This is a genomic window from Limoniibacter endophyticus (assembly GCF_014652835.1).
GTDB classification, from domain to species: domain Bacteria; phylum Pseudomonadota; class Alphaproteobacteria; order Rhizobiales; family Rhizobiaceae; genus Limoniibacter; species Limoniibacter endophyticus.
In genome coordinates, this window is sequence record NZ_BMZO01000011.1 from 94,392 (window position 1) to 119,959 (window position 25,568).

The 25,568-nt window shown below is 55.1% G+C and carries 31 protein-coding genes; 17 read left to right on the top strand and 14 right to left on the bottom strand.

The genetic code is table 11. The annotated features are described in order from the left end of the window. Positions 1–130: 130 nt before the first annotated feature. The 6 genes from IE151_RS15785 (at position 131) to queC (ending at position 5,622) form a co-directional block, all read left to right on the top strand. Positions 131–694: a polysaccharide biosynthesis/export family protein gene (locus IE151_RS15785; protein WP_189492388.1), complete on the top strand. Its 564-nt coding sequence runs from the start codon at positions 131–133 to the stop codon at positions 692–694. A gap of 232 nt (positions 695–926) precedes the next feature. Then, a complete protein-coding gene (locus tag IE151_RS15790) occupies positions 927–2,420 on the top strand; it encodes an undecaprenyl-phosphate glucose phosphotransferase (protein WP_244636836.1) in 1,494 nt (497 codons plus the stop codon). 150 nt (positions 2,421–2,570) lie between these two features. Then, the gene (locus tag IE151_RS15795) at positions 2,571–3,581 is read left to right on the top strand and encodes a class 1 fructose-bisphosphatase (protein ID WP_189492391.1); all 1,011 of its coding nucleotides are present in this window, start codon (positions 2,571–2,573) and stop codon (positions 3,579–3,581) included. Positions 3,582–3,927: 346 nt separating this feature from the next. Then, entirely contained in the window at positions 3,928–4,560 is a 633-nt protein-coding gene (gene queE, locus IE151_RS15800) for a 7-carboxy-7-deazaguanine synthase (protein ID WP_189492394.1), read from the top strand. Beyond that, entirely contained in the window at positions 4,557–4,913 is a 357-nt protein-coding gene (queD, locus tag IE151_RS15805) for a 6-carboxytetrahydropterin synthase QueD (protein WP_189492397.1), read from the top strand. Before queE ends, queD begins: the two co-directional genes overlap by 4 nt. Beyond that, complete coding sequence (queC, locus tag IE151_RS15810) at positions 4,903–5,622, top strand: 7-cyano-7-deazaguanine synthase QueC (protein WP_189492660.1); 720 nt, start codon at positions 4,903–4,905, stop codon at positions 5,620–5,622. Before queD ends, queC begins: the two co-directional genes overlap by 11 nt. A gap of 53 nt (positions 5,623–5,675) precedes the next feature. On the opposite strand, the gene IE151_RS15815 is transcribed toward queC, so the two are convergent. After that, positions 5,676–5,861, bottom strand: coding sequence for a hypothetical protein (locus IE151_RS15815; protein ID WP_189492400.1), 186 nt, complete (start codon positions 5,859–5,861; stop codon positions 5,676–5,678). Between the two features lie 215 nt (positions 5,862–6,076). Here IE151_RS15815 and IE151_RS15820 point away from each other — a divergent pair, with 215 nt between their 5' ends. Genes IE151_RS15820 through IE151_RS15830 form a run of 3 tightly spaced genes read left to right on the top strand, consistent with a single transcriptional unit; the run spans position 6,077 to position 9,890 of the window. Continuing rightward, a complete protein-coding gene (locus tag IE151_RS15820; protein ID WP_382344676.1) occupies positions 6,077–7,201 on the top strand; it encodes an ABC transporter ATP-binding protein in 1,125 nt (374 codons plus the stop codon). A 37-nt stretch (positions 7,202–7,238) separates the two neighbouring features. Continuing rightward, on the top strand, positions 7,239–8,198 hold the full coding sequence (locus IE151_RS15825) for an ABC transporter substrate-binding protein (protein ID WP_189492403.1): 960 nt from the start codon (positions 7,239–7,241) through the stop codon (positions 8,196–8,198). A gap of 12 nt (positions 8,199–8,210) precedes the next feature. Next, the gene (locus tag IE151_RS15830) at positions 8,211–9,890 is read left to right on the top strand and encodes an ABC transporter permease (protein WP_189492405.1); all 1,680 of its coding nucleotides are present in this window, start codon (positions 8,211–8,213) and stop codon (positions 9,888–9,890) included. A gap of 6 nt (positions 9,891–9,896) precedes the next feature. Here IE151_RS15830 and IE151_RS17990 read toward each other — a convergent pair whose 3' ends face one another. Next, complete coding sequence (locus IE151_RS17990; RefSeq protein WP_189492408.1) at positions 9,897–10,298, bottom strand: thiol-disulfide oxidoreductase DCC family protein; 402 nt, start codon at positions 10,296–10,298, stop codon at positions 9,897–9,899. A 351-nt stretch (positions 10,299–10,649) separates the two neighbouring features. On the opposite strand from IE151_RS17990, the gene IE151_RS15840 reads away from it, so the two are divergent. The 7 genes from IE151_RS15840 (at position 10,650) to IE151_RS15870 (ending at position 14,009) form a co-directional block, all read left to right on the top strand. Next, on the top strand, positions 10,650–10,844 hold the full coding sequence (locus IE151_RS15840) for a hypothetical protein (RefSeq protein ID WP_189492412.1): 195 nt from the start codon (positions 10,650–10,652) through the stop codon (positions 10,842–10,844). Beyond that, the gene (locus tag IE151_RS15845; protein WP_189492415.1) at positions 10,828–11,268 is read left to right on the top strand and encodes a hypothetical protein; all 441 of its coding nucleotides are present in this window, start codon (positions 10,828–10,830) and stop codon (positions 11,266–11,268) included. Before IE151_RS15840 ends, IE151_RS15845 begins: the two co-directional genes overlap by 17 nt. 3 nt (positions 11,269–11,271) lie before the next feature. Further along, positions 11,272–11,469: a hypothetical protein gene (locus IE151_RS15850; RefSeq protein ID WP_189492418.1), complete on the top strand. Its 198-nt coding sequence runs from the start codon at positions 11,272–11,274 to the stop codon at positions 11,467–11,469. A gap of 98 nt (positions 11,470–11,567) precedes the next feature. Further along, complete coding sequence (locus tag IE151_RS15855; RefSeq protein WP_189492421.1) at positions 11,568–11,783, top strand: hypothetical protein; 216 nt, start codon at positions 11,568–11,570, stop codon at positions 11,781–11,783. Further along, complete coding sequence (locus tag IE151_RS15860; protein ID WP_189492423.1) at positions 11,780–12,115, top strand: helix-turn-helix domain-containing protein; 336 nt, start codon at positions 11,780–11,782, stop codon at positions 12,113–12,115. Before IE151_RS15855 ends, IE151_RS15860 begins: the two co-directional genes overlap by 4 nt. Positions 12,116–12,261: 146 nt before the next feature. After that, positions 12,262–13,155 carry an SDH family Clp fold serine proteinase gene (locus IE151_RS15865; protein WP_189492426.1) on the top strand — a complete coding sequence of 298 codons (894 nt, stop codon included), beginning with the start codon at positions 12,262–12,264 and terminating at the stop codon, positions 13,153–13,155. A gap of 680 nt (positions 13,156–13,835) precedes the next feature. Then, positions 13,836–14,009: a hypothetical protein gene (locus IE151_RS15870; RefSeq protein WP_189492429.1), complete on the top strand. Its 174-nt coding sequence runs from the start codon at positions 13,836–13,838 to the stop codon at positions 14,007–14,009. A gap of 18 nt (positions 14,010–14,027) precedes the next feature. Here IE151_RS15870 and IE151_RS15875 read toward each other — a convergent pair whose 3' ends face one another. The 4 genes from IE151_RS15875 to IE151_RS15890 form a co-directional block, all read right to left on the bottom strand. After that, positions 14,028–14,261: a hypothetical protein gene (locus IE151_RS15875; RefSeq protein ID WP_189492431.1), complete on the bottom strand. Its 234-nt coding sequence runs from the start codon at positions 14,259–14,261 to the stop codon at positions 14,028–14,030. A 56-nt stretch (positions 14,262–14,317) separates the two neighbouring features. Beyond that, positions 14,318–14,599 (bottom strand): hypothetical protein, encoded by a 282-nt coding sequence (locus IE151_RS15880; protein WP_189492434.1) that lies wholly within the window; start codon positions 14,597–14,599, stop codon positions 14,318–14,320. A 127-nt stretch (positions 14,600–14,726) separates the two neighbouring features. After that, positions 14,727–14,996 (bottom strand): hypothetical protein, encoded by a 270-nt coding sequence (locus IE151_RS15885; RefSeq protein ID WP_210310905.1) that lies wholly within the window; start codon positions 14,994–14,996, stop codon positions 14,727–14,729. Further along, complete coding sequence (locus IE151_RS15890) at positions 14,996–15,712, bottom strand: lysozyme (protein ID WP_189492438.1); 717 nt, start codon at positions 15,710–15,712, stop codon at positions 14,996–14,998. Before IE151_RS15890 ends, IE151_RS15885 begins: the two co-directional genes overlap by 1 nt. A 200-nt stretch (positions 15,713–15,912) precedes the next feature. Between IE151_RS15890 and IE151_RS15895 the strand changes: the two genes are divergently transcribed. Then, positions 15,913–16,800 (top strand): P63C domain-containing protein, encoded by an 888-nt coding sequence (locus IE151_RS15895; protein WP_210310906.1) that lies wholly within the window; start codon positions 15,913–15,915, stop codon positions 16,798–16,800. 25 nt (positions 16,801–16,825) lie between these two features. On the opposite strand, the gene IE151_RS15900 is transcribed toward IE151_RS15895, so the two are convergent. Genes IE151_RS15900 through IE151_RS15935 form a run of 8 tightly spaced genes read right to left on the bottom strand, consistent with a single transcriptional unit; the run spans position 16,826 to position 25,543 of the window. Continuing rightward, the gene (locus IE151_RS15900; protein WP_189492442.1) at positions 16,826–17,443 is read right to left on the bottom strand and encodes a hypothetical protein; all 618 of its coding nucleotides are present in this window, start codon (positions 17,441–17,443) and stop codon (positions 16,826–16,828) included. Next, entirely contained in the window at positions 17,443–18,396 is a 954-nt protein-coding gene (locus tag IE151_RS15905) for a gp53-like domain-containing protein (protein ID WP_189492445.1), read from the bottom strand. Before IE151_RS15905 ends, IE151_RS15900 begins: the two co-directional genes overlap by 1 nt. Next, complete coding sequence (locus IE151_RS15910; protein WP_189492447.1) at positions 18,386–18,595, bottom strand: hypothetical protein; 210 nt, start codon at positions 18,593–18,595, stop codon at positions 18,386–18,388. The genes IE151_RS15905 and IE151_RS15910 overlap by 11 nt, the downstream gene beginning before the upstream one ends. Before the next feature lie 24 nt (positions 18,596–18,619). After that, complete coding sequence (locus IE151_RS15915) at positions 18,620–21,625, bottom strand: phage tail protein (RefSeq protein WP_189492449.1); 3,006 nt, start codon at positions 21,623–21,625, stop codon at positions 18,620–18,622. Between the two features lie 6 nt (positions 21,626–21,631). Next, entirely contained in the window at positions 21,632–22,030 is a 399-nt protein-coding gene (locus tag IE151_RS15920; RefSeq protein WP_189492451.1) for a DUF6950 family protein, read from the bottom strand. Then, positions 22,030–22,614: a DUF2163 domain-containing protein gene (locus IE151_RS15925; protein WP_189492454.1), complete on the bottom strand. Its 585-nt coding sequence runs from the start codon at positions 22,612–22,614 to the stop codon at positions 22,030–22,032. The genes IE151_RS15920 and IE151_RS15925 overlap by 1 nt, the downstream gene beginning before the upstream one ends. Beyond that, positions 22,611–23,273, bottom strand: coding sequence for a hypothetical protein (locus tag IE151_RS15930; RefSeq protein ID WP_189492457.1), 663 nt, complete (start codon positions 23,271–23,273; stop codon positions 22,611–22,613). The genes IE151_RS15925 and IE151_RS15930 overlap by 4 nt, the downstream gene beginning before the upstream one ends. Next, the gene (locus tag IE151_RS15935; RefSeq protein ID WP_189492460.1) at positions 23,273–25,543 is read right to left on the bottom strand and encodes a hypothetical protein; all 2,271 of its coding nucleotides are present in this window, start codon (positions 25,541–25,543) and stop codon (positions 23,273–23,275) included. The genes IE151_RS15930 and IE151_RS15935 overlap by 1 nt, the downstream gene beginning before the upstream one ends. Between the last annotated feature and the right edge of the window lie 25 nt (positions 25,544–25,568).

Sequence of the window (25,568 nt, forward strand, 5' to 3'; positions counted from 1 at the left end):
CAGGTTTATATTTCTACGCCGCCGAAATTCTCCAGAAGAACCGCTGAATTTACCCGGCATTAACCTTGATAGACGAAATCTATGACAAATAACTGTTCAAGTTTCGTCTATCAAAGGTAGCGCGTTTCTCATGAAATTCCCGGTAGCTCTCAGTCTGGCAATTGGCGTTTCCATCGCCCTTTCCGCCTGTTCAAGCTATCGCCCGGCACCTCCTGCCTTCCATGAGGCACTTAATGCTCCGTATCGCCTCGGCGCAGGCGATCGAATCCGCGTTACGGTTTTCGAACAGGACAGCCTCACCAACACCTACGTCGTCGATCAGGGCGGCTATATCGCCTTCCCGTTGGTTGGCGCCATTGCAGCCCGGGGAAAGACGGTCAAGCAGATCGAGCAAGGCCTCGCTTTTTCGCTTGCAAACGGCTTTTTACGTAATCCGGACGTCTCAGTCGAGATAGATACATACCGTCCCGTCTTCGTCATGGGCGAAGTCGGTTCGTCCGGCCAATACTCCTACGTTCCCGGCATGACCGCGCAAAAGGCCATTGCATCGGCTGGCGGGTTCTCGCCACGCGCCAATCAGACGGATGTCGATATCACCCGCGATATAAATGGCGAGGTAATGACCGGACGGGTGCGGATCACTGATCCGCTGCTTCCCGGCGATACTGTCTATGTTCGTGAAAGGCTCTTCTGATCGTTGAGAGACAAGGCCGTCCTCCACGGCTCCAGTTGCGGGATCCCAGGTAGTGCGTGGCCCGCCCCCTAACGACCCGGCAAGCGTGGCTTTCCGGGTCGTTTCTTTCGCTCTAGCATTCACCAAACCGCCAGTTTCATCTTTCCTTGCGTCAGGTTTCGACGCATTGTGACGTCACGGTCGTACATTGCAGGGGAACAGATTGGTACGCGAAGAGAATTTCCGTCGGTTCATCAGTCATGGCGATGCAGCCAGACCCAGGGCGGAAGAGGTTCAACTCAACGAAATCGCCAAACAGGTCGCCGCGCAATATCGCAATGACACGCTTTCACCATCCATGGTCAGCGGTCTCCTGCGCATCTATGAATTCCTGTTGATCGCAGCCTCCGGCTTCCTCGTCTTCTACCATTATGTCGGGGTTCCTGGACCTCTGACCGCTTATTATTTCGGTGCGATACTATGCTGCGCATCTCTCAGCGTTGCATTGCTCGAATTCGCAAGGTGCTATTCCGTGCACTCCCTGTTTCACCCCTTCAGGCGGATTGGCCTGGTGGCGGGCCTGCTTGCGCTTTCCTTCGCCCTGCTTGCTGTAATCGGCTTCTTTCTAAAGATTTCCGACGTTTTCTCGCGTGTCTGGCTTGCGGGATGGTTCGCCATGTCGCTCATCAGCGTAGGTACAAGCCGGATCATCCTTTCCCGCCTTTTTCAACGCTGGGCGCGCAACGGGCGCATTGAGCGCCGCGCCGTCATCGTCGGAGGCGGCAAGAATGCGGAAACTCTCATCAGGGCGCTTGAGGAACAGCCCTACAACGACATCCGCATATGCGGCATGTTCGACGATCGCGATGACCGACGCTCTCCGCCACTTGTCGCTGGCTATCCGAAGCTGGGGACGGTTTCGGAATTGATCGAATTCGCCCGCATCGCCCATATCGACCTGCTGATCGTGGCGATCCCAATCACGGCAGAAGAGCGCGTGCTGACAATGCTGAAGAAGCTCTGGGTGCTGCCGGTGGACATTCGGCTTTCGGCCCATTCGACCGAGCTGACCTTCCGCCCCCGTGCATATTCCTATATTGGCGCCGTACCGATGCTCGATGTCATGGACAAGCCAATCAACGACTGGGATTCAGTTGCCAAGCGCATCTTCGATATTGTCTTCTCGCTGATCGGCATCATCCTTTTCTCACCGATCATGGTCGCCACGGCAATTGCCATCAAGCTCGACAGCAAGGGGCCGATCCTCTTCAAACAGAAGCGCCACGGCTTCAACAATGAAGAGATCGACGTCTATAAGTTCCGCTCCATGTACACGGAGATGAGCGATCCGACCGCCAAGAAGGCTGTGACCAGGAACGATCCGCGCGTGACGCGTGTTGGACGCATCATTCGCAAGACGTCGATCGACGAGCTGCCGCAATTCTTCAATGCTCTGCTGGGCTCGCTTTCATTGGTCGGCCCACGCCCACATGCAGTCAGCGCGCAGACGCACAACCTGCTCTATAACGAGGTTATCGACGGCTATTTCGCCCGCCACCGCGTCAAACCAGGTGTGACTGGCTGGGCGCAGATCAATGGCTTCCGCGGTGAAATGGACACTAATGAGAAGATCCGTCTGCGCACCGAATACGACCTGTTCTATATCGAGAACTGGTCGCTCTGGTTCGATTTGAAGATTCTCGTTCTCACACCGGTTCGCCTTTTGAACACGGAAAATGCCTACTGATTGCATATGTTTACAGCAATTGACTGAGACTCATATTCATCTAATCGATTTGCACGCGCAAACAGCGTTGCGCGCTCTTGCGAAGTTTTCACGCGAGTGTAATCGAAGTGCGAAATAGCTTCCAATGATGGTAATCGCGGAGAATATTGCATGCGCACGACCCTAAGCCAGTTTCTCATCGAGCAGCAGCGCAAGGAGGGCGTCATTCCACCGGAACTGCGCCTGCTGATCGAAATCGTGGCGCGTGCCTGCAAGGTGATCGCCCACAATGTCAACAAAGGTGCAATTTCCGGTACGCTTGGCTCGCTCGGCACGGAGAATGTTCAGGGCGAAGTACAGAAGAAGCTTGACGTTATCGCCAACGAGATTCTCATCCAGACCAATGAATGGGGCGGGCATCTCGCGGCGCTCGCTTCAGAGGAAATGGAAGCCATACATCCGATCCCGAATCGCTATCCGAAGGGCGAATATCTGCTGGTCTATGATCCGATCGACGGCTCCAGCAATATCGATGTGAATGGCTGCGTCGGAACGATCTTTTCGGTCCTGAAAGCTCCCGCTGATTCCACCGGGCGCGAGATGCAGGAGAAAGATTTCCTCCAGGCCGGCTCCAGGCAGGTCGCTGCCGGCTATACGATCTATGGCCCGCAAACGCTGCTCATCCTCACTGTCGGCACCGGTGTCTATGTCTTCGCGCTCGATCGCGAACTCGGTTCCTGGATCATGGTGGAGGAAAAGCTCACCATTCCGGAAGACACAAATGAATTCTCGATCAATATGTCGAACCAGCGCCATTGGCACGCGCCGGTTGCGAAATATATCGACGAATGCCTCGCCGGCAGGGAAGGCCCTCGCGGCCGTGATTTCAACATGCGCTGGTGCGCCTCGATGGTGGCGGACGTGCATCGCATTCTGACGCGCGGTGGTATCTTCATGTATCCGGCTGATCGCCGGGAGAAGGTCAAGAGCGGCAAGCTGCGCCTCATGTATGAGGCCAATCCGATGGCCTTCATCATCGAGCAGGCGGGTGGCGTCGCCACCGACGGAACCAATCGCATCCTCGAAATCGCTCCCGTCGGCCTGCATCAGCGCACAGGCGTAGTGCTTGGCTCGAGGAACGAAGTCGAGCGCGTCCGCGATCTGCACCGCGAACTGGTCTAAACCCGGGAGTTGTCGCAACAAAGCGGCTCTTTACGGCACGATACCGGAGATGAGGGGCGGGTGAGCACCCGCCTCATCTGTCTTTAAGACCGGCAGTAATCTGTCCGCGGAATGACCGGTTTGTCGGGTTTTCTTCCTCCTAAAAATACACGAACAGGCAAACCACCGACCTTCTCCAGGTTGGACGACGAGGTTGTCGCCGCAACTCCTGGCTCGCGTTTTTTGAGTACCTGGCACAGACAATCCGTAACTTTCCTACCGTCACGGTTTTCATCAACGTCCATGTGTGATTGAAGACACCGTCCTTACGCACATAAATCACTCCACCCGACCGGACTTTTCGCCCATGACTTACGCCGTCAAAGAACTATTCAAGACATTGCAGGGCGAAGGCGCGCAGGCCGGGCGCACCTCCGTCTTCTGCCGCTTTGCTGGCTGCAATCTGTGGAGCGGACGCGAACAGGATCGCGACAACGCCGTCTGCACCTTCTGCGACACTGATTTCGTCGGTACGGACGGTCCCGGCGGAGGCAAGTTCAAGACGGCGGAGCAACTCGCGCAAAGAATCTCCGATTGCTGGGGCGAGAGCAAGCATCGGCGTTATGTCGTGTTCACCGGAGGCGAGCCGCTATTGCAGCTGGACGGAGCCTTGATCAACGCTGTGCACGCGCACGGCTTTGAAATTGCCGTTGAAACCAACGGCACTATTCCGGCACCTGACGGAATAGACTGGATCTGCGTCAGTCCGAAAGCGGATAGCAAGATCGTGCAGCGCAAGGGCGACGAATTGAAGCTCGTCTTTCCGCAAACGGGCGTCGACCCGAAGCGCTTTGTCGATTTCGACTTTCAACACCACTTCCTGCAACCACTGGACGGTCCCGACCTGGCGGGGAATACTATTGCCACCACCGAATATTGTCTGGCACACCCGCAGTGGCGTTTGAGCCTGCAAACCCATAAACTAATTGGAATCCCATGAAGATCACGCAATCCTTTACGTTCGAGGCAGCCCATCATCTGCCCAATGTGCCCCAAACGCATCGCTGCCATCGGATGCATGGTCACTCCTATCGGGTCGAGCTGCAACTTGAGGGCCCCGTCGATCCGCAGAGTGGCTTCGTTGTGGATTTTTTTGACGTGGAGAAAGCATTCGGTCCTCTTCTTTCGCAGCTCGATCATCATACGCTGAATGACATCGAAGGGCTGAAGAACCCTACTGCCGAAAACATTTCGATCTGGATATGGGAGCGTACCAAACCGCTCCTGCCGCAACTCGTCCAGGTCAGGGTCTTTGAAACGTCGATGTGCTGGGCCGAATATGATGGCCAATAAGGTCGATCCCAATGGAGCGCTGGTTCTCTTCTCCGGGGGCCAGGACTCGACGACGTGCCTGGCGTGGGCACTGGCGCGCTACGAGAGGGTCGAGACGCTTGGATTTGACTATGGCCAGCGGCATCGCATCGAACTCGATTGCCGTCAGAACCTGCGCGACAAGATGCTCGCGATCAAACCGGAATGGCGCGGACGTCTGGGCGATGATCACACCGTGGATCTGGCTTCGCTTGGCGCTATTTCGGACACTGCGCTCACAAGCAACGTGGCCATCGAAATGCAGGCAAACGGTCTTCCGAACACATTCGTGCCAGGTCGCAACATCATCTTCCTGACATTTGCGGCTGCCCTCGCCTATCGGCGAGGCCTGAAGCATCTTGTCGGCGGAATGTGCGAGACGGACTTCTCGGGATATCCGGATTGCCGCGACGACACGATCAAAGCGCTGCAAGTCGCGCTTAATCTAGGTATGGACAGTCGCTTCGTCCTTGAGACGCCGCTCATGTGGATTGACAAGGCGCAGACATGGGAGCTGGCAGAGGAAACAGGCGGTCAGGCATTGATCGACCTCATCATCGAAGACAGCCACACCTGCTATCTCGGCGAACGTGGCGGCCGGCATGAATGGGGGCACGGCTGCGGCACCTGTCCTGCCTGTGAGTTGCGGGCTGCGGGATATCGTCGCTACCGCTCAAGAAAGACAGTATAGAGAAAAGAGGCCCGGCGTAGGCATGTCGGGCCTCTGGAACAAGAGCCTGCGAATTAGGCTCTATATTGCTCCTCATCCAACAAGAGTCTTTTATCCTTCAGTCTTGCCGTTATGGACTTGGCCTCCTGCAACCCCATCGCCAGGCAATACGCCAAGCTGAAATGCCCGGATTGCAACATCTTGAAATTTATCTTTTCAAGATAAATGATTAGGTCGTTCAGCTCCTTGCCGTGTTCCACCGCATCCCCCTTCGAGATTAAGAAAGCGCGAGATATATATACGCAAATATATTTTACTATTATAAGATACGCATATTGAAATATAAGAGAAACGTGCAAATATCGAAGTTTTGATTTATGAAATCCTTCATCCTCAACGCTTCAAAGAATTGTCACGTAAGTGTCACGTGAGGAGAGTAATCGGGCTGCAACTATAGCCTGAGGCACTTCCCTTCATGATGATCGCATCCCCGTCCCTGCCAACCATCCGTGCCAGCGCGGTCAAATTCCGCTATGGCGATGCGACGATTCTGGACGGGATCGATTTTGAGCTGATGCGCGGCAAGACTTTATCCCTGCTCGGCCCTTCCGGCTGCGGCAAGACGACTTTGCTGCGTCTCATTGCAGGTCTGTTGGCTCCCAGCGAAGGCTCTCTATCCATCGGCGGCGAGATTGTTGCGGATGCGGCGCAAAACAAGTTTCTTCCGCCCGAGAAGCGCAATCTCGGCATGGTCTTTCAGGATTACGCGCTGTGGCCGCATTTAAGTGTCGCGGAAAATGTATCCTTCCCGCTTGAAATGCGCGGCGGCATAGGCAAGGCCGAGCGCGAGACGCGCACGCTTTCGGCCTTGCAGCGTGTCGGGCTTGAGGCCATGCGTGATCGGCGTCCAAGCGATCTTTCCGGTGGTCAGCAGCAACGTGTGGCTATTGCGCGTGCACTCGTAGCGGAACCCCAGATCATCCTGTTTGACGAGCCACTCTCCAATCTCGACCGCGAACTACGCGAAAGCATGGTTGGCGAACTCGCACATCTGATCGCTTCGCTCGATCTGACTGCCGTCTATGTCACTCATGACCATTCGGAAGCCATGACGCTTGCTGACGAAATTGCTGTCATGCGCGGTGGCCAAATCGTTCAACTCGCCTCACCCGACACGCTGATCGAGCGCCCCGCGACGCCCGAAATCGCAGAATTCCTTCGTCTAGGCACAATTGTCGACCTGGAGTGGCGCTCCAGCCATTGGTACCTTATTGGCGGCGAGGAAGCGCTGTGGCCAGGCGGGCCGCGCCATTCGGCAAAGGCGAAGGTGCTTCTGCCGTTGCGCAGTGTCACTTTGCGCGAAATCTCTGCAGGCGGCCTCCCCGCCATCGTTCTTCGATCTCATTTTCGCGGCGACGCGCATCTCGTCACGGTACAGCCCACGAATGCGCAAGGAATAGAGTTGCAACTCTTGAGTCCAACGCGCCTGAAGCCCGGCGATATGATCGGCGTTTCGATCGATCCTCAATCCGTTCTCTGGTTTGACGGCGGCGTCCCGGCATCGAGATCGAGCCGCACGCCTGCTCTCGAACCAGTTTGAACACCTGAAAAATCATCCGCCAACGAGAGGGAAAACCATGGTTGGATTTTTGAAGAGCGCGGCACTTGCCACGCTGACCAGCGTCCTGATGGCAACGGCCGCACACGCCGATGTCACCGTCTACACGGCAGGTCCGAAAGGCCTCATCGACAAGCTGTCTGCCGGCTTTACGGAGAAGACAGGTGTCAAGGTCAATGTGTTTCAGGCGACGACCGGCAAGGTCATGGCCCGCATCGAAGCCGAAGCCGCTAATCCGTCTGTTGACGTTGTTATTTCGGCATCCTGGGACACCGCACAAGACTTCGCCGAACGCGACTGGCTCCTTTCCTACACGAGTCCGAACGCTGAAAATGTGCCGGCAATGCTGAAAACCGACATGGCCGTCGCCCAAGGTGTTTCCGCCCTTGGTATTGTCTGGAACACCAAGAGCGGTACTCCCAAACCGAATGACTGGGCAGATCTGGCCAAGCCGGAGTTCAAGGGGCTGGTCAACATACCGGATCCGGCGCAGTCCGGCTCCTCCTTCGAGCTGAGCGCCGCGCTCGGGGAGAAGGACGATTTTGCCCTGTTCACGCAGCTTCAGCAAAACGGCGCGATCATCGCCGGTGCAAACGCAGAAGCGCTCAATCCTGTTCTTCAGGGAGCCAAGGCGGCCGTGTTCGGCGCAGTCGATTACATCGCGCTCGGCAACAAGGCAAAGGGCGAAAGCATCGAAGTGATCTTTCCTGCATCCGGAACCGTCGTTGCGCCGCGCCCGGCAATGATCATGAACTGGTCCAAAAATCAGGAAGAGGCCAAGCAGTTCATCGATTATATGCTGTCGGACGAAGGTCAGAAGATGGTCGCAGCCACCTATCTCATGCCTGCTCGTAGCGATATTGCTGCGGAACGTCCGCTCATGAGCGATCTAAAACTGCTCGACTACAATTCGGCAGAAGTCTATGGCAAGCGCAAGGAGATCCTTTCGCAGGTCGGCTCCATCTTCGGCACCAACTGAGGACGGATCGACATGAACGCGAAGGGCATGGCCGGCGCATCCGGCACCGCCTGGGCAGCAATTGCCGGGCTTCTTCTGATCGTCGCCGTGCCCTTCGCGGCTATTTTGCTACAGGCAAGCTTTCCGCAACTCAGCCAGGGGAATTTCGGGGAATTCCTGACGCCTGTCGTCTCGGCCTTTTCTGACACGTCGCTGCTGCGCATGGGGCGCAACACCGTCATCCTCGGCCTGCTCGTGGTTCTCGCCTCGGCCATCCTCGCCGTTCCCCTCGGCGTAATCCGTGCGCTCTATCGCGTGCCTTTTGCCCGGGTCTGGGATGTGCTGCTGCTCGTTCCCTTCATGATCCCGCCCTATATCGCCACACTCGGCTGGATCATGACATTGCAGCCGCGCGGTTATGCTCAGCAACTCTTCGGCTTCAATCTGGCGCCTGTCCTCTTTTCCGTGTTCGGCATGACCATCATCATGACCTTCAACACGTTTCCGGTTGTCTATTTTGCCGTGTCGCGCACAGTCGAGGCCGTGGGCGCGCGCTACGCGGATGTCGGGCGCGTCTTCGGTGCATCACCGCGGCGTGCGTTCTGGCGTATAACCCTGCCTCTTTCCGCGCCTGGCCTGACTGCGAGTCTCCTGCTTGTCTTCGCCTCATCCATTGAGGAATACGGCACACCGGCGGCGCTGGGCGGACGTGCGGGCTTTCCGGTCCTGGTCAACGGCATAGATACGCGCGTGAGCGATTGGCCGATCGACCTTGCGGGAGCCGCGGCACTGTCCCTCGCCCTGGTGGCGCTTTCGCTTGTGGCCTTCCTTGTTCAGCGCTGGATCATAAATCGCCGTTCCTACCAGACCGTCAGCGGCAAGCCACAGAGCAAGGACAAGCGCGAGCTTGGCCGTGCCAGGCTCCCGGTTCTCCTGATTTTCGGAGCGATTGCCTTTCTTGCAACCGGCGTGCCGATGCTGGCAATTCTGGCGACGGCGCTCTCCAGAACAATCTCCGGTGGTCTGGCCCTCGATAATATGGGCCTGCAGAATTTTGTCGCCGTTTTCTCCAATTCGGCCGGTGCGCTTGGAGCGCTGGGTAACAGCCTGTCGCTTGGCATCGGGGCAGCTCTTGTCACCGGACTTGTCGGTGTCGTCGCGGCCTATACGGTGGTCAAGACCAAGACGCGCGGACGCAATGTCGTCGATGTCATGACGGTGCTTCCCAACGCATTGCCCGGAATCGTGGTTGCCGTCGGGCTGATCCTTGCCTGGAACATGCCTGCCTTGCCTTTCACGGCCTATAATACGCCACTGATCCTCCTCCTCGCCTATTGCTGCATCCTTCTGCCGCAAACCTCGCGCTACGCGACTGCCGCCTTCCAGCAGGTTGGCGACAATCTGGAAGCGGCAGCGCGCGTCTGCGGGGCGTCTGCTTCCACCGCGTTCCGCCGCATCATGCTACCGCTGGTCATGCCAAGCCTGGCCTCGGCAATGCTTCTTGTCTTCGCGCTCGCCTCCCGCGAACTCGTCGCATCGATCATTCTGGCGCCTGTCGGCATGCAAACCATCGCGACCTTTATCTGGCGCCAGTTCGAGCAGGGCTCCATGGGTCTTGGAATGGCAATGGCCTTCGTCACCATCATCCTGACGACACTCATCCCGCTCGTCCTGCTCAAACTTCTTCAGCGCACAGGCCTCGTCGCGGAATGACCGCCGCTACTCATCGATGAAGCGATAGCGCGCGTGGGCGGGCGGCACGAAGCAGGCTTGTTTGCGGTCAAACCAGCGATAGCGATTCCGGGCGATTCGCTCATATATTCCATCCCGAATAAAAAGAGGAACAAGACGGAGGCTGCCAAGAAACGACCAGGGAAATTTCAGATGCGACACAAGCGCCAGAACGGCATCGGAGCGCATCAGCGCCTGCCCGTTCTTAATGAGCAGAAACGTGTTTTGCAGATCGGATCTATCCAAGCCACGTTTCTCGGCCTGATCGAGACCCGTTTTGGACAACGCACTGACGAAAGAGATCGATGCGTCCCGTTCATGACGCAGGATGAAATGTATCCAACTGCTACACAGGACGCACTCAGCGTCAAAGATCAATACGCTATTCATTGGCCTGCCCGAGCCGTCGGTTTGTAGCAGTTCTATTCTCAATACACGCCTTTTCTATGTTTAGGGCTTGCGTGCAGTGCGCGGGCATTATAAACGCAACCTCGGTCGCGGAATGTAGCGCAGCCCGGTAGCGCACTTGACTGGGGGAAATGATCCCCAATTTTCATTCCACTATAATAATCATGTACTTGTCGGAATTTGCAAATAGTCCGTGGGACTTTTCGTGGTGATCTTTGTCACGTGGTATTTTGCGCGCACGCTACACGACTCCAAACGTGAACAAAAAAAGAACATTTAGGATTGAGCGGCGGTAATGAGTCATGCAATCAGTCTCCGAAAAGGAGATGGATCATGGCACGTCGAAAACCGATTGAGGCACCCGAAGCCGTTCAGAAGCTTCTTGATCAGTATGAAGGTAATCACGTTCGGGCGATTGAGGATCTGATCGCGCACGTTGAGCATCTTGAACGCGAAATCACGTTTGCCAGTCTGGCTATGAGCTATGGTTTCTCCCGCGGCTGGAAGCCCGATGTCGGCGCGCGGTGAAGATCTTCACATTTCCGAAGGCAATTATCGTATTGAACTTTGGAAACAAGATCGGTCGGAGATGATTGCCAATGTAAACACAGCGGCCAATCACGCGATCCATACTGCTGCATGGCAAGAAGCGATCCATGAATTTCCCGGATTTCTCCTGATTGCCTATAATGGACGCTTCAAGACTGATGAATTTGAAACACCAACGCGTCCAGCGGGTCGCCGTGAAGCCACGTTTGGTGATTTAAGCCGCTTTCATTTAGTTCAGACTTGGTGCGGTATCTGCAAGCGAAGCAATATGTTTGAAGCAGGCAACTTCGCTGAGCGCTTTGGAAAGGACACTACCATTAAGTCCGTTGAAGGTAGGTTGAAATGCAAGCAGTGTGGTTCACGCGAGCACGTGTCGCTCCGCATATTCAAGAAGCCAAGGTGATAAATGAAACGACCCATAAGCCCGCCGCATGATCGCGAGTACCAGGACGAATGCCGCGACATGCTCCGCGAAGAGCTGGAACAGCTGCGCGACACAGCCATACAGAACGGCTGGGACGAAGATCATGTCGCAGAGGCAATGGTAGAAATCGCCGGTGAGATGTTTCGCAACCGGGTGATGCAGATAATTCCGAAAAACTGAAAATAACTGTTGCATTATGTACCGATTTTCGGTACAAATAAGTCATCAACAACGCGGGGCGGTTCGCCACCTGCAAGAGGCAAGAAAGGCCTAAGACCATGACTAACGCAATCATCCGCAATCGCCATATCGTCTTCATCTCCGAGGGCGGATCGGAAACATCGACCACCCGTGCACAGCTTGAAAAAGACACGGCTGAGCTGGTTCATCGCATCGAAACCAAGATCAAGTCAGAAAGCCAGTTGGCCATTGCACGCGAAACCCTGGCTCTTTATGGTCGCGCTCTTGAACTCGCAAAGGCAAACGGACTGTGACCAGCTTCAAAACAGCGATTGCTATCTGCGGCCTCTCTCAAAAGGAGGCCGCAGAGTTTTTCGATGTCAGCCATGAAACCGTGGCTAGTTGGTGCAAAGGTCGGCGCGCCGTCTCAAACGGCGTTTGGAACATGCTGGCAGAGCTTTACGAGCAAATCCAAGACGCCGCCGACATGGCTGCCGATCATATGGCTGAAAACGGCATTCTGCCTGATGCGCTTTTGAGCATTGAGGCGGAAACACGCGGCAATGACATTCCTCAGCCTGCGGCAAAAGCCGCTGGGGTTGCAGGTCTGCTAATGGCCATCAAAGATCAAGGTGGCCTGCAATGAGCGACGAACCAAACGCAGCGCAGAAGACACCTACCAGCTTGCTTGGGAACAAAACGGGTCAAAAAAAGTATGTAAAGACAATTTTAGTCTAATTGATGCTCGCCACAGGCTGTGCATTCATTAAGCTTCTACTTGGGGGCAGAGCATTGAGTGATTCTTCAGATTTAACCGCGTCGAACAACTATATCGACAGTGAACTCGTTGAACGATTAAAAAAGGTAGAAGACTGCTTTGAAGCTGATCTTATAACCTGCATTCATCCGATTTTTGCGCCATTTGACGATATCATAAGGCAGCAGATGGATGACCTGAAGGACAAGCGTGATAACCTTCTCGTTCTCTTAGAAACCGAAGGCGGATCGATCGAAACAGCCGAACGAATTGTAACAATTTTGCGCCATCACTATTCTGGCGAGATATCTTTCATTATTCCAAATCACGCCATGTCAGCCGGAACGATATTGGTGATGTCGGGTGACAGAATCCTGATGGACTATTACAGCATTTTGGGTCCCATTGACCCTCAAATTCAGAACCGAAATGGCGACTGGGTTCCAGGTCTGGGCTACTTAGAAAAGTACAATCAAATCATTGCAAAATCTAAACGAGGCGAATTGTCTCATGCAGAATTAGCATTTCTCTTGGACAAGTTTGACCCGGCTCACCTCCATTGGCTTGAGCAAGCACGCGAGCACAGCGTTGATTTGTTGAAAGAATGGCTCGTTAATTTTAAATTCAAAAATTGGAATGTAACCAAAGATCGGCAACTTACGGTCACGCAAGAAATGAGAGTATCTCGAGCAGAAGAGATCGCCAACGCTCTAAATGAAACTACGCGATGGAGATCGCATGGTCGAGGCCTGTCGATCATGACCGTGAGAAATGATTTGAAGCTTGAGGTCGAGGATTTTGGATCAGACGCGGACCTGTCTGACCTGAACAAAAAAGTTTCGGGATACTATCGCCTTTTGAAGGATTATATGGGAAGACGCGGCTGGCAGTATGCGGTTCAAACGCGCGATAGCCGTGCCGTTTACTAGGAGGTCATATGGTCAATCTAACTGAAATATTGCGCACGAACCCCGGCGCGGCAGATGGTTACGATGCTGTCCGGCAGGTTCTTGATGACATGAAGGCGCTGCGAGAAGGTGGGGTCGTTCGTGAGAATGATTTGATCCGCCCGGCAAGTGAACGACAGTCTCTCAGTGACATAAAGTCCGGATTCAGATATCCGTCGATGCCAAGAATTTCTGTAAGATAAAAACAACCCCGCTTCGGCGGGGTTTTTCATTGCCGCGAACAAAAAGCCCGCCACCTCCGGAGAGATGACGGGCTGATAATGGCGATGGAACAAAGCGCAGTGGCAGAAGGCTATCAAGGCTGCCGCGGCGAGGACTTCGCTACAGAGTGATCACCTCGCGGAGGGTTAACCCAAGTGGTAATTAACGTTTCGTTGGACACTTTAGGCGGATGAGCCTAACCTCACGTAGAGCTTAGTTGAGCAGCTCATGCAAGTGATTTGTATCTACCTCTTGCATAGATCCGACCAAGTCTTTCGCGGTAAACAATAGCGCTTCCGCATCTGAGAGTCGATTTTCCGTGTTCTGCAATAAATGAGACATTCGGTACTTCTAGCCGCAATAATCAATCTTAGATTACCAATTGTTTGTGTCATTACCAGACACAATTTTCCGACTGTGAGGAACCAAGGGGACGGCCGATGCATATCCCAGAGCGTGCCTTTGAATTAGTTAGCGAATTGGCAGATGCCTCAGACTTTCTTGACGACTATCACCCTGTGGAAATCGCTTCCCTTCTAAAAGAAGCGTCTAATGTACTCGCCAAACTTATCGAGAACCAACTTGAATACCGAAAATTGCCAGAGAGCAGGTGACAATACAGGGACGTCTGCCTAACGCTGACGGAAGCGCGTTAGCGCATCCTTGCCTTGCGGTGTGAGGCGATAGGTCGGCTGACCAAAACGAACCTCATCCATCCTCTCAATGAGGCCCTTTTCCAGAAGCTTAGCGACGGTGGTTCTTGCTATACCGGGGATGTTCTCCCTATCCGCAGTTCCCACCGCGATGGTATGAAGTGCAACTAATTCATATCGGCTGATCTGAACGCCAGTTGAACTGTCTTTCATGGCTCCCTCTCCCTGGGAAAAATCAATCGCTAGCAGGAAGACATGTCAAGGCGAAGTCAGACACTAAAGCCCCCGCGCATGATAAACGCCACCATGCCCGTGATGATGCCGCCGATGATCAGCCACATAATCTTTGCTAACGTCTGGCTGATCTTCTCAAGATCCCCTTCGATCCGCGAGAAGCGATCATCCATGGCCTTGAATTGTTCGGACTTCCGCGCCTCGGCAATATCTGCCATCCGTTGCCAGTTCTCGACATTGACCAAGCGTTGTTCTCTCGCCTGGCCCTGTTGTTCGAGAGCGACCACGCGAGATCGTAGATCAGCAGCGGTTTCCATCGTTTCAGTCCTATCGTTCAATGTCCCGCCCTCTTATTTCCAGCATCCCCGCGATGCCCCAAACCTGTTATGTGCTGCGACCTGATTGGCAAATGGCCGATCATCGCGAACTATATTCACGCTCGTCTCAAGGTTCGGGCTGAGCTTCTGCCAGCCGTCGCATACACTCGCTGAGTTCGTCGCTGAGCAAGCCGAGATCGTCACAAAGAGCACCGGCATCAGAAGCATTGACTTGCGCATCGATCTTTCCCCTTTCGCGGAGAACTTGAACTGAGGTTTCCAGAGCGGAGGTGGCGGCATTACGCCTGCCCTCCACCTTCCCAAGATGATAAGACCCGACAACGGCCAGCAGGCCGACGACAGATGCACCGGCCCAAATCTTCAACGACCCGAACATCACGAACGGACCTTGCGATAGATGCCATAAAGCGTCAGAGCGAGGATGAAAGCAGCTATGGTAATGCGCGTCCAATCTCCGCTCGTAAGCTCACGCTGTTGACTGGAGACCGCATCCACCAAATCTGGAACGATCGGCGCAATTGCGGTACCGGCACCAGCCGCACCAGTGCCACCAATGACTGCAACGTCGGTAGATGGCACTTTCGTTGAAGCCTCGACCGTATTCGAAGACACGAATTCGCCTTTGGCCCACAGGCCTGCTTCGGACGCGCGGCGATTGACCAAACCCTGCACGCGCTTCCCGCCCGCATTCACCCACTTCATCAGCTCGACGGGCACAGCGTCATAGTCGCCTGCATTGAGCTTCTTGAGCAGCGTTGATTTGTGCAGCGCGCCGGTATTGAAGTCGAAGCTCACCAGAGCGGCGAATTGATTATCGTTCAACGGCACTTTGACCAGCTCGGATACGCGCTTTTCGAACTTACGAAGATCAGTTTGAAGAATGCGCTCAGCTTCAGCCTCTGTAATCTTCATGCCTGGCGTGACCTTGGGTGCACCAGCGTTCGACGTGTGCCCATACCCAATAGTGAGAACACCGGCCACATCGCGATAGGCGACGAGACGCACACCCTCCCATCGCTTTATGTGGTCCAAGCCTTCACGATTGATCTGGCGGTCACGCAAAAGCGCGCCACCGGTTACGGTTGCGTTCATGTGATTTTCCTTACCTGTGGGAAGCGGGTTGCGGTGCTTGCACATTTGCTTGCAAGCAATCATGCTTGCTTCTGGTTATTGCAAGCAAAGGACTTGATATGAAAGACCCAAAGAAGAGCGCTGGAGGGAAGGCCCGCGCCGAAAAACTTTCGCCTTCCAAGCGCAGCGAGATAGCAAGGCACGCTGCGAATGCCCGCCACATGCGCGGCCTGCCTAAAGCAATTTATGGTGACGACGACAGCCCGCTGAAAATTGGCGACATGGAAATCCCCTGTTTCGTCTTGGATGACGAACGTCGCGTCCTCATCACTGGCGGGATGCAGGATGCGCTTCAGATGGCCCGTGGCGGCAGCATGGTGCCGGGCATGAATCGTTTTGAACTTTTTGCCAGCCGCGAGCGCATAAACCCGTATATTTCCAATGAGTTAATGGATCGAATCCGGTCGCCTATTATCTTCCTCACACCGCGCGGACAGAAGGCGCATGGCTATGAGGCTGAAGTTCTGGTTGAGCTATGCGAAGCAATCCTTGCCGCACGAGCAGACGGGAAGCTTCAAAAGCAACAGCTCGGGTTTGCGAAGCAGGCTGAACTGATAATGCGCGGCCTCGCACGCGTAGGTATTGTCGCGCTTGTTGATGAGGCAACAGGCTTCCAGGAAGTTCGTAGGCGGGACGCTCTTCACAAGATTCTGGAAGCGTACATCTCACCCGAGTTGATGAAGTGGGCGAAGCGGTTCCCCGATTCATTCTATGAAGAGATGTTCCGACTGCACGGATGGGAGTACGACCCAGAATCGGTGAAGCGCCCAGGCGTCGTCGGGAAGTTCACCAACACATACATCTATGAGCAACTACCGCCCGGCGTCGTTGAAGAACTCCAGACTGTGAACCCAAAGGATGAACATGGTCGCCGCAAAAACCGACACCATCAGTTTTTAACCGCAGAAGTCGGCAATCCACATTTGGAGCGCCAGATTGCTGCTACGACAACTATCATGAGGGTTTCTGACGACTGGCCCACTTTCAAGCGCCTTTTCGCCAAAGCATTCCCGCGCAATGGCGACCAGATGGAACTCCTGCCTGATTGATGAGAAAAGGCCCGAACGAGCCGAGTTACACATGCGCGCGGTACGCGATGGCGACAGGCCACTCAAAGGCTGGCAGCTCAGCTATAAATTCTTCGATTGTTGGAATTTCGCGCTCACCCGCCTCCACCTTCGAAAGCTCCGTCAGCGCATGAGACCAGACCTGATCTCGCCAAGCGACGAAGGTTTGCGCCTCTTGCGCCCATTGAGGAATCGTCGAGTTGACGTAACTGGCAAGCGTTGCGCCGCTATCGTACTGTCGCTCATTGGCTTTCTCATCCAGCATTGCCTGCGTGGCTACACGATAGGAATCAACTGACGGCGCTACAGGTGGCGGGACGTATTCAACAAACTTCTTCAGGTTTGCGTCCCACTGACGCTGCCCCTGATTGTCAAGGAAATCGCAATATTCCTCGTCGCTGATCTCTATTGCGGTTTCAGGAATAGCCGGATTGCGTTCGTAGCCGTCAATTACCTCAACCTCGCCGATTTGTACCGGATCGCCATCTTCGCCAATAAGTAAGGAACCGTCTTCTTTTACATGATAGACGGGTTCTTTTCGCATAATTGGGATGGGCGGGTAGATTGCGTCGTTCGTAAAGCCAACGAAATCGCCTAGATCATCTACAAGAACGAAATTTTGCATCACGCGGCCCCCACAGCTAGCCAGTTTATACGGATGTTGACAGCGCCGGGGCTTGGTCGCACTGACACGTTAAAGCTTGTTGTCGTCAACTCACCAAGGTTGAACATACCAACAATTCTACCAGACGAAGATGTTCCCATGTCACCATCAAGTGCCTGAACTATAGGCACGGCGGCGAACGCTGTTGGGAATGGAATTACAACATTGCCGCCTGCTGAAAGCGTCATCACAGAACTGCCCATCTGGACCAACATATTGTTAGGCAATTTCCACCATCGTTGTGATCCGCTGCCGCCAGCCGACGCACGGGCATCCGTCCATGCCCCGCTAAGTGCAGTCTGTAATGGTACGACTGTGCCGTCAGTATGTCGCGTGTAAGGCGAAGCCTTATTACCTGAAATAAACCCATGCGTAACCGCTTGGTCTGCGCCAATAGTGTTTATCGCACTACGTGCGTCTGCTGTACTTGCAGCAGTAAATACGTTTCTACCTGCCGCACCCCCGCCTAGAGCTGACTGAGCCGCACCCGCCGTACTAGCCGTAAGGAAGGTATTCATGAACGCCTGTATCTGACGTTGCGTGGGCTGGCCCGCAGCGTCAAAGCCCAGCAGTGATGAAGCGGCAGGCGGCAATGTTGCAAGCCCAGGCAAGACACCAGCGCGCAAAAGCCGGATCATCTCGCGCACATCTTGATCAAGCGTCACATTGTATGGCGTGAAACCGATAATATAAGCGGCGGCTGTCTGCGCAGGACCCTTATATTGCGTCTCAAGCGTCAACTGGGTTGGCGCAACAGTTTTGATGATCGTCGGAAAGCCGGAGTGCATGCCGAACACGTCGCCTGGCCGGATCGGACCATTGATGCCGTCGCCCCATGCGGTGCCTTGTCCGGTAACGACAGTGCCGTTGGCGGCAACGGTGGCGGTGCCAGTATTATAGAAGCTATTCGCCATTTTCAGCCTCGACTATTTCTTGCGGCTTAAGCTCGGCTAGCTCAGCTTCCAGCTCCTTCACACGCGCCTCGAGCGCCATGTTGAGCTGTGATAGCTGCGAGCACCGCATGCTTTTGACCTGATAATCGATCTGCAATTCGCGCAGTTGTGCCTCAGCCGACACCATGAAAGGTGCCGGCTGTTGTGCCTGATTTGCCATGTGATGATTTCCCTTGACGCGCGATCAGCGTTTCCAGAGGAGGTTTTTGAAGGTGGGACCTGTGAAGGAGAATCTTAACTCATAACCGACAAGCACTTCTGTCTCGACGTACAACTGGTATGTGTTATTCGCCGCAGACGAGAGCGAAGGATCGATTTGATAAGTATCGATAGGGCTGGTGGCCGTTTCAGCGGTGCCTCCGGTCCCTCCGGGTGGAGAAAGATCTATGTAAGAACTACGATAAACCAAAACACCCGTTGTTGCGTTTCGAATGACAAGTGAAACTCTTCCTCGCGATCCGGCCCCGACGTACAACTGTAACGTTCCAGTAGTCGAGAGCTGAGAGCCAACGCCTGGCGGAACCGTAATTGTGGAAACGGGCCATGTCTGGACAGGCGCTCCACCCGAGCCAGCTGGGACAGTCCATTGCTGCGAATACGCCGTACAAACACCCGTTGTCGTCTGTGTTACTGCATTAAAATCCAGGTTGGAGGTTCCGACTGTCAGATTGGCAATCTGCGCATTGGTAATCTGAACATCGGTGATTTTTGCCCAAGCAACCCGCAAATTGTCAGCGATAACGACCCCATCCTGAATTATGAATGGCCGCAGGAGCTGGTTGGCCGCCGAGTAGACATAGAACTGCGAAGCAAGGATACCGACGCGGTTTTGACCATTCGAAAGCGCCTCAAGAAAGATCGCCGCGGTTGCACTATTCGCGCCTGCACTGGCCTCTGCCGCAAGCACGACACGCGAAACAGCACCAGATCCCGATGCCTCGGACGATGCTCTGAACAAGCCACTTGCAGAGAAGCGGCCCAATTGCACGTTGGTCTGCGTCAATGCGTTGGCGACAGCCGTAACATCTTCACCAAGCACCGTGACTTGCGTTTGCAGTAACTGCACAACGTCAGCATTGGCTTTGCCGTCCAGCTCGACAGTTAGCCTTGTCAGCTCCTGCACAATGGCGGAATCTGGCCCGACAGCGGCGTCAATGGCCTTTATATAGCTTGCTGTTAAACCGCCTGCTGTCACCTTGAGTTCAGTTCGCATCCCGTCACGCTCAATGAAATTGCCTGCGTCCTGATCCGACAACGAGTTCATCAACCGATAGGCTTCTTCCAGAAGTGAGCGCGTATCGATGAACTCCACCGCATCACGCACCGATTCCGTCACCTCTTCGACCAGGCCGGGGAGATAGATGTTCACCGGGTTCGTCGTAGAAGTGGTCGAGGACCACGGGGTCCAAGTTTTGAATCGATCTGGTCGCGTCGTGATCGTTGCGCGAGCGCTGTAGAATAGCCCCGGCGCGACGTTCTTGCTGGTGATGTATTCGCCCCGCTCAACGTCCTCGGTAGCGTCTACATAGACTGGTCCGTTTGCGGGGTTAACATCTCCCACATATTCGAAGCGAACGCTTGTGATAGTGGGATCGGCTGGGGGCGTCCACGTGAAGCGAAGCGATGGAACCTGGTAGCCATCAGGACCTTCGATCAGCCCAACCTCAACCGCAAAATTCTGGACCGTCGAGAGAAGGAGAGGATTAACAGGCGGCGGGCTTGGGATGATGATCGGGCCGGGTTCGATCCCTGCTTCCGAATATACATCCGCACCCGTCTCAGCTAATGAGAGGGTAACTTCGAAAGCTTCGCTGAGGCTCCATCGTTTGATGAGCCAGGTGACCCCTTCGAACGTAATCCATTCACCCTCGGAAACCTTCAACCCAAGACGGCGCGACACAGGCACAGTAGCCTGCCCGCCCTTGCGGTTCTGGCGATAGCGAATGTTAAGAAGGTATTGCGCGATGTCCGGGTCAGTTACTTGCAGGAAGTCGTTCGCGGTTTGCCTCGTCTTTCCATCGGCTGCGATATCCGCATTGACATAAATCGGCTTGAGGCTTGCCGGGTTCCACTGATCCTCCTTCGAGGTGAACTGGCCAGACATATGATTGTAGAGATCAAACGATGACTTACGGCGCTGCAAGTCCTGAGCGCGTGCAAGAGGAATATCAGCCGCAGTGATATTTGCTACCGGTATCTGTGGCGCACCAACGAGGAGCCCCGAAAGCCCACGCCGATTGAGGCCATAGCCGGCAACCGCATCGTCAAACTCTTTCAGCACTTCCGTATGATCATCGTCGCCAGTGACGTAGATTGCAGCCTGGTAGGTCGGCTTTCCGTTGCGCAGTGTGTCGGCAACGTTCATAGCTGCAAAGTATGTACCTAGATCAAGCTGCCCGAGGCTCTTTCCTTCGCCTATCAGCGTACGGTTCGAAATGCGCCCACGCAGACCCAGCTGATAGTTTAAGCGCTGCAAAGCCGGGTTCTGGCTGAACTGCCATGTAGCTGGATCAGACCAGCGATGCGTACCAGAGCCTCCTACAACCGTGCTATCTTTGCGGGGATCATAAAGACGAAGACCACGAAGAATGAAACCAATATCCGGCACGCCCTGCTCAAACAGATTGCCATCGTACTCGCGCTCGACAATTGCATACGCATAGCCGGTTAGCCGCGATGTCACTTTCCACGGTGTGCCGCTGTTTGCCGAAACCTCGACCAGACGCATGTCTACCTGTTGGCCCGGTCGGCCATCGTAGAACCGGATCGTGAGCTTGTTGCCGAAGCCTTCCACCTGATACCGAGCGGCCTCATTTGAGATCGTCGCAACCGGTACGAGGACATGCTTCTTGCCCCAGAAGTAGACCTCTGGCTCCAGCCCATCGCACCATCCGTTCGACAGCAGGAATAGCTCGGCATTGAACTTGTTGCCACCGCCCCACTTTGCGTAGAAAGCGCGCTGCCCCTTCACCAAGCCGATGCCGAACATCGAGCCTACAGCAACATTGCCGCCGAACTGCACTTCACCTTGAACAGCCGTGTATGCACGCTGCTTCTTGCGGTTCAGATAGTAGTTCAGACCTGCTTGCGCGCCGTATGCCAATGCGCCGCCAATAAGCGCAGCTGCAAGCGCAGAGCCGCCGAAGAGCGCGCCAGCAATGGCGGCTCCTATAGCAGTGAAAATTGCCATGCTTGATTATCCAGCGAGAAAGGCGGCTTTGACGCGGGACACGTCATGAAAGCTTGCGCCGGTTTCTGTCTTGGTCAGGAATTTGCTGCCGACGCACACGCCGACATGCTCGGCATCGCCAAGCTGAATGATAGCGATATCACCTAGCCGCGCAGCAGCCGGTGCGCATGGCTCCAGATGGGCTGAAAAGAACGTTACGAGAGAAGTATGTCCCTCGCGCCGCAAAGTGCGCTGTGCGCCCGCCAGCGTGCGATAGCGACCTTTGTATGTCTCGCACATGGAGGTACCTGACAGCGTGTCTGCTACGCGGCAACCGAGAAAGAAGCAGTCCGAGACGCCATAGGAGTAGACCTTGGCAAGCTCCGCTTCGATCACGGGCTGCACGATCTCATAGCGTGATTTCATCAGCGCTGCCCCCACTCAAGCGTCCAATTGGCATTGACTGCCACGTACTCCAAACCCGTATCGGTCGCGTCGTTGTCGAAGTTCTGCTCCGCCGGCGAACGCTTCACTAGCGTTGCACCGCGCGCTGAGCGCCCTGGCGGCTGAAGATCAATCGTAATCGATAGAGTTCGAATACCCTTGGCGTCGGCAGCGCCTTTCGAATACCGTACCTGATCAATCTCGTAGATTGAGGATGCGAGTATGCCGATTGGCTCGTCGGTGACTGGATCACCGGCCAAATGAGCTATAATCACCGGTGCGTTTTGATACGCGTAGCTTTCAATCTGTGCGATGGCATCATCAGGATCAGCCGTTGGAATGTTTGAGAACCCAATAGTGCGGGTAGTGACAGCTACGCCCAAGTCAGAAGACATCTCGCCAGTCTGGAGCCAACGGTTCGGCTTATAGACCAGTCCATTGTAAGTGAACGGTCTGCCGCCTCGATGGTAACCCACGGTTTTGCCCGGTAAATCGAAGCGGATCAGGTCAAGACGTCTGATCTGCCCACTTTCAAGTTGTGATTCAACGGCAGGGCCTAAGCTCATGAAAAAAATACCTCTTGCGCACTGAACGATGGGGATCGATCAGACCAAGACTTGCGTGCGCTGTATGATCCGGGGTCAATCTGCATCAGACAGGACGGCTTTTCGAAATTAGCAACAAGCGGGAGCGTGAATACGCCGATATCGAGATTGTGCCGTATCGATAGAGTGACGATCCCGGCTGTGCTGGCTGCCACATCGACCAGGATCCGGTGAAGCGAAACTACAGACGCCGACTGACGCACCTCGACATAATCACCAGCACGGAACTGAAACAGCGCAGGAAGGCCAGAGACGATTAGGGAGTTTGCAGATCGGCTGGTGATCGTCGCCGTGCCATCGAACGCGCCACCGCCTGCCCTAGCGCCAGACAGGGGCCGGTTGCCATTCGCCTCGCTCCAGGCAATTGGACGCATGCGGAAAGGGTCATAGGCCCGAAACACTTCAAGCCCATCGCCTGCCCTCATCATGAAAGCGTCCATCTTGCCGAAGTCGCGCTCATCAAGCCAACCGGGCGTGTACTGCGCCACCCAATAGTGAGTGCCGTAGATTTGCACCTCTGTGCGACGCCCTTCCATGCGATCAACGTTGCGAGGTTGGATCGGGTCGAAATCCACCGCCTGCCAACCGCGAATGGCCGGAAGCTCGATTACTGTCGCCATCAACCGAACTCCGCGCCGTTTTGATATCGCACCTGGCGTGCAGCTTCATTCGCCTGCACGATCTTGACTGACTGCTGCCCGGACTGCTCAAGAATGCGCGCTTCCAGATCAGGAGAGAGGCGAACCTCAACCGTCGAGCTTCCGCCATTTTGATTTGCGGCAGCCGGCTGATTGTTGTTCGCGCCGATCGCCCGTCCAGCATTCATTGCCTCAAGCATCTGGCGATGCTGTGCCGCTGGACCAGCCCGGACAACAAACTCCTGACCGTGGGTATAATGGCCCGACATTTGGTTAGCAGCCATGTTGCCGGTCCAACCGCCCGACGACATACCGCGCATGCCAGCCCACGGGTCATTTTTGACGCCAAACAAACCGCCAACAGCACCGAGCAAACCGCCAAGGAAGCCGCCACCGCTCGAACCCGATGTGAAGAAGTTGTCGATTGCTAAATCCATCATCTTGTCGATGATCTTGTTTAGTGCGTTCAAAGCCGCATCCGCAAACGATTGAAAGAAGCCCTTGCCCTGCTCCAAACCAGAGCGAAGGTCGGTCATAAAGCCCTTGGTCGTATCTTTTGCGAAATCGAAAGCATCGCGCAGGCGGTTCGTCCGGTCCTCCGTGTTCGCCATCGAAACAGCCAAACCCTCAAGCTCCTGGCGTTGCTTTGGCGTCAGCTTGATATTGTCGTTTGCTGCCTGATTTAGGAGGTCTTGGGTATAGCGAAGTCGGTTTGCCTCACGTTCGGTCATGCCAAGGACACGGGCCTCAAGCTCTTGTTGTGCGATGAACTGCTGAGCATCCTGCACAAGCCTCTGATATGCCTTGGCAGCACGCTGCGCAGCTTTATCGACCTTATCCAGTTCCGAGCCGAACTGACGGCTAGGCAAAGCTGCCTTGGTCATTCCTGCATCAACTTTGGCGAGTTGATCTTCAAGCCGACCAAGAGCGAAATCGAGAGCGTTCACTTCCTTGAGGGAAGCATCGGCGCTGTATTCGAATGGTGCGAAGCTCATTCCGGTAGCGCCTCGGAACGCATCACGCCGACCGACCGCGCTTTCCCACTGTGCATTTGCGGTGATCAACGCAGTGCGCGCCGCTTCAACCTGCATGGCTATCTGGTCACGCAACGCGGCGGTGTAGGTTCGGGACGCGCTTGTGCTGTTGCCAAGAGCCTGCTCGTTCGTGCGATACGCCTGATTTGCAATCTGCGCAGCACTCGCCGCCTCAGAAGTGTTATTGCGCAAGACGAGGTAAGCGGCAGCAACGGCCATGACAGCGGCACCGATCGGGCCACCAAGAAACGCCATAGCTACGGACAACGCACGTGCTGAAACGGTTGCCAAATTCATCGCCCCGTTCATCGCGAAGATGGAGGCCGTAATGCTCGTAATGCCAGAGATGATATGCCCAGCAGCGAAAATACCAAGCGCTGTGGTGATCCCGCCAATGTTATCAGTCAACAGCCGTGAGATGGTTGCGATTGCGTTGAGAGTGCCGATGATGGCATCGCCAGCCCCCTTACTCGAGACAAGCGCCTGGAAGAAATCTTCAACAGACTTGCGGGCAGCATCTTGAGCGCGCTGGAGCGGCGTGTAACCAGCCTCTGCGATGCCCTTCACCTGGCTCTCAAGGGCCTCGAAAACTACGCCCTGCGCTTCAAGTCCGCGGTTCGTCTCCATCAGCGATTTAACAAGCTTCTTCTGGTCCGCATCAAGCTGGATGCCGCGCTGAGAAAGCATGGCAAAGCCTTTCACCGGATCTGCTAGAGCGCGTGCGAGGCCTTCGAAGTTCTGCTGCAGATTGCCGCCCCATGCTGCGCTCATGTCATCGGCAAGCTGGATCGACCGAAGCGCTACCTGCTCGGTGAACTGGAAGCTGGCAAGGTTCGGAGCCAGATCGAGAATTTCCTGTGCCGAACGCCCCGTAAGCTTCTCCTGCGCAGATGCGAAGTCGAGTATTTTTCGCGTCGTCAAATCCCATGTGTAGCCATTCAGCTTCAAGGCCGCGTCAATCTTCCGCGTCGATGCGGCGACCGCATCAAGACGTGTCTGAGCATTCATTGCGGCATTGACAAAGGCACCTATGCCAAATGCCGCACCAAGCCCTGTAGCAAGCGCGGCGAACGCACCACGCATGCCGACAGCGGCTAGCTCAAGACGACGCGACCGCGCTTCTGCTCTATCCGCAGCGCCTGAAAACTGGTCAAGGTTCTTTTCAGCACGGGCGACTTCTGCCGAATCCACACGCAAGCCTAAGGTCGCGATATCCATCGGCGTTGATCCTTCTGAAACTGTG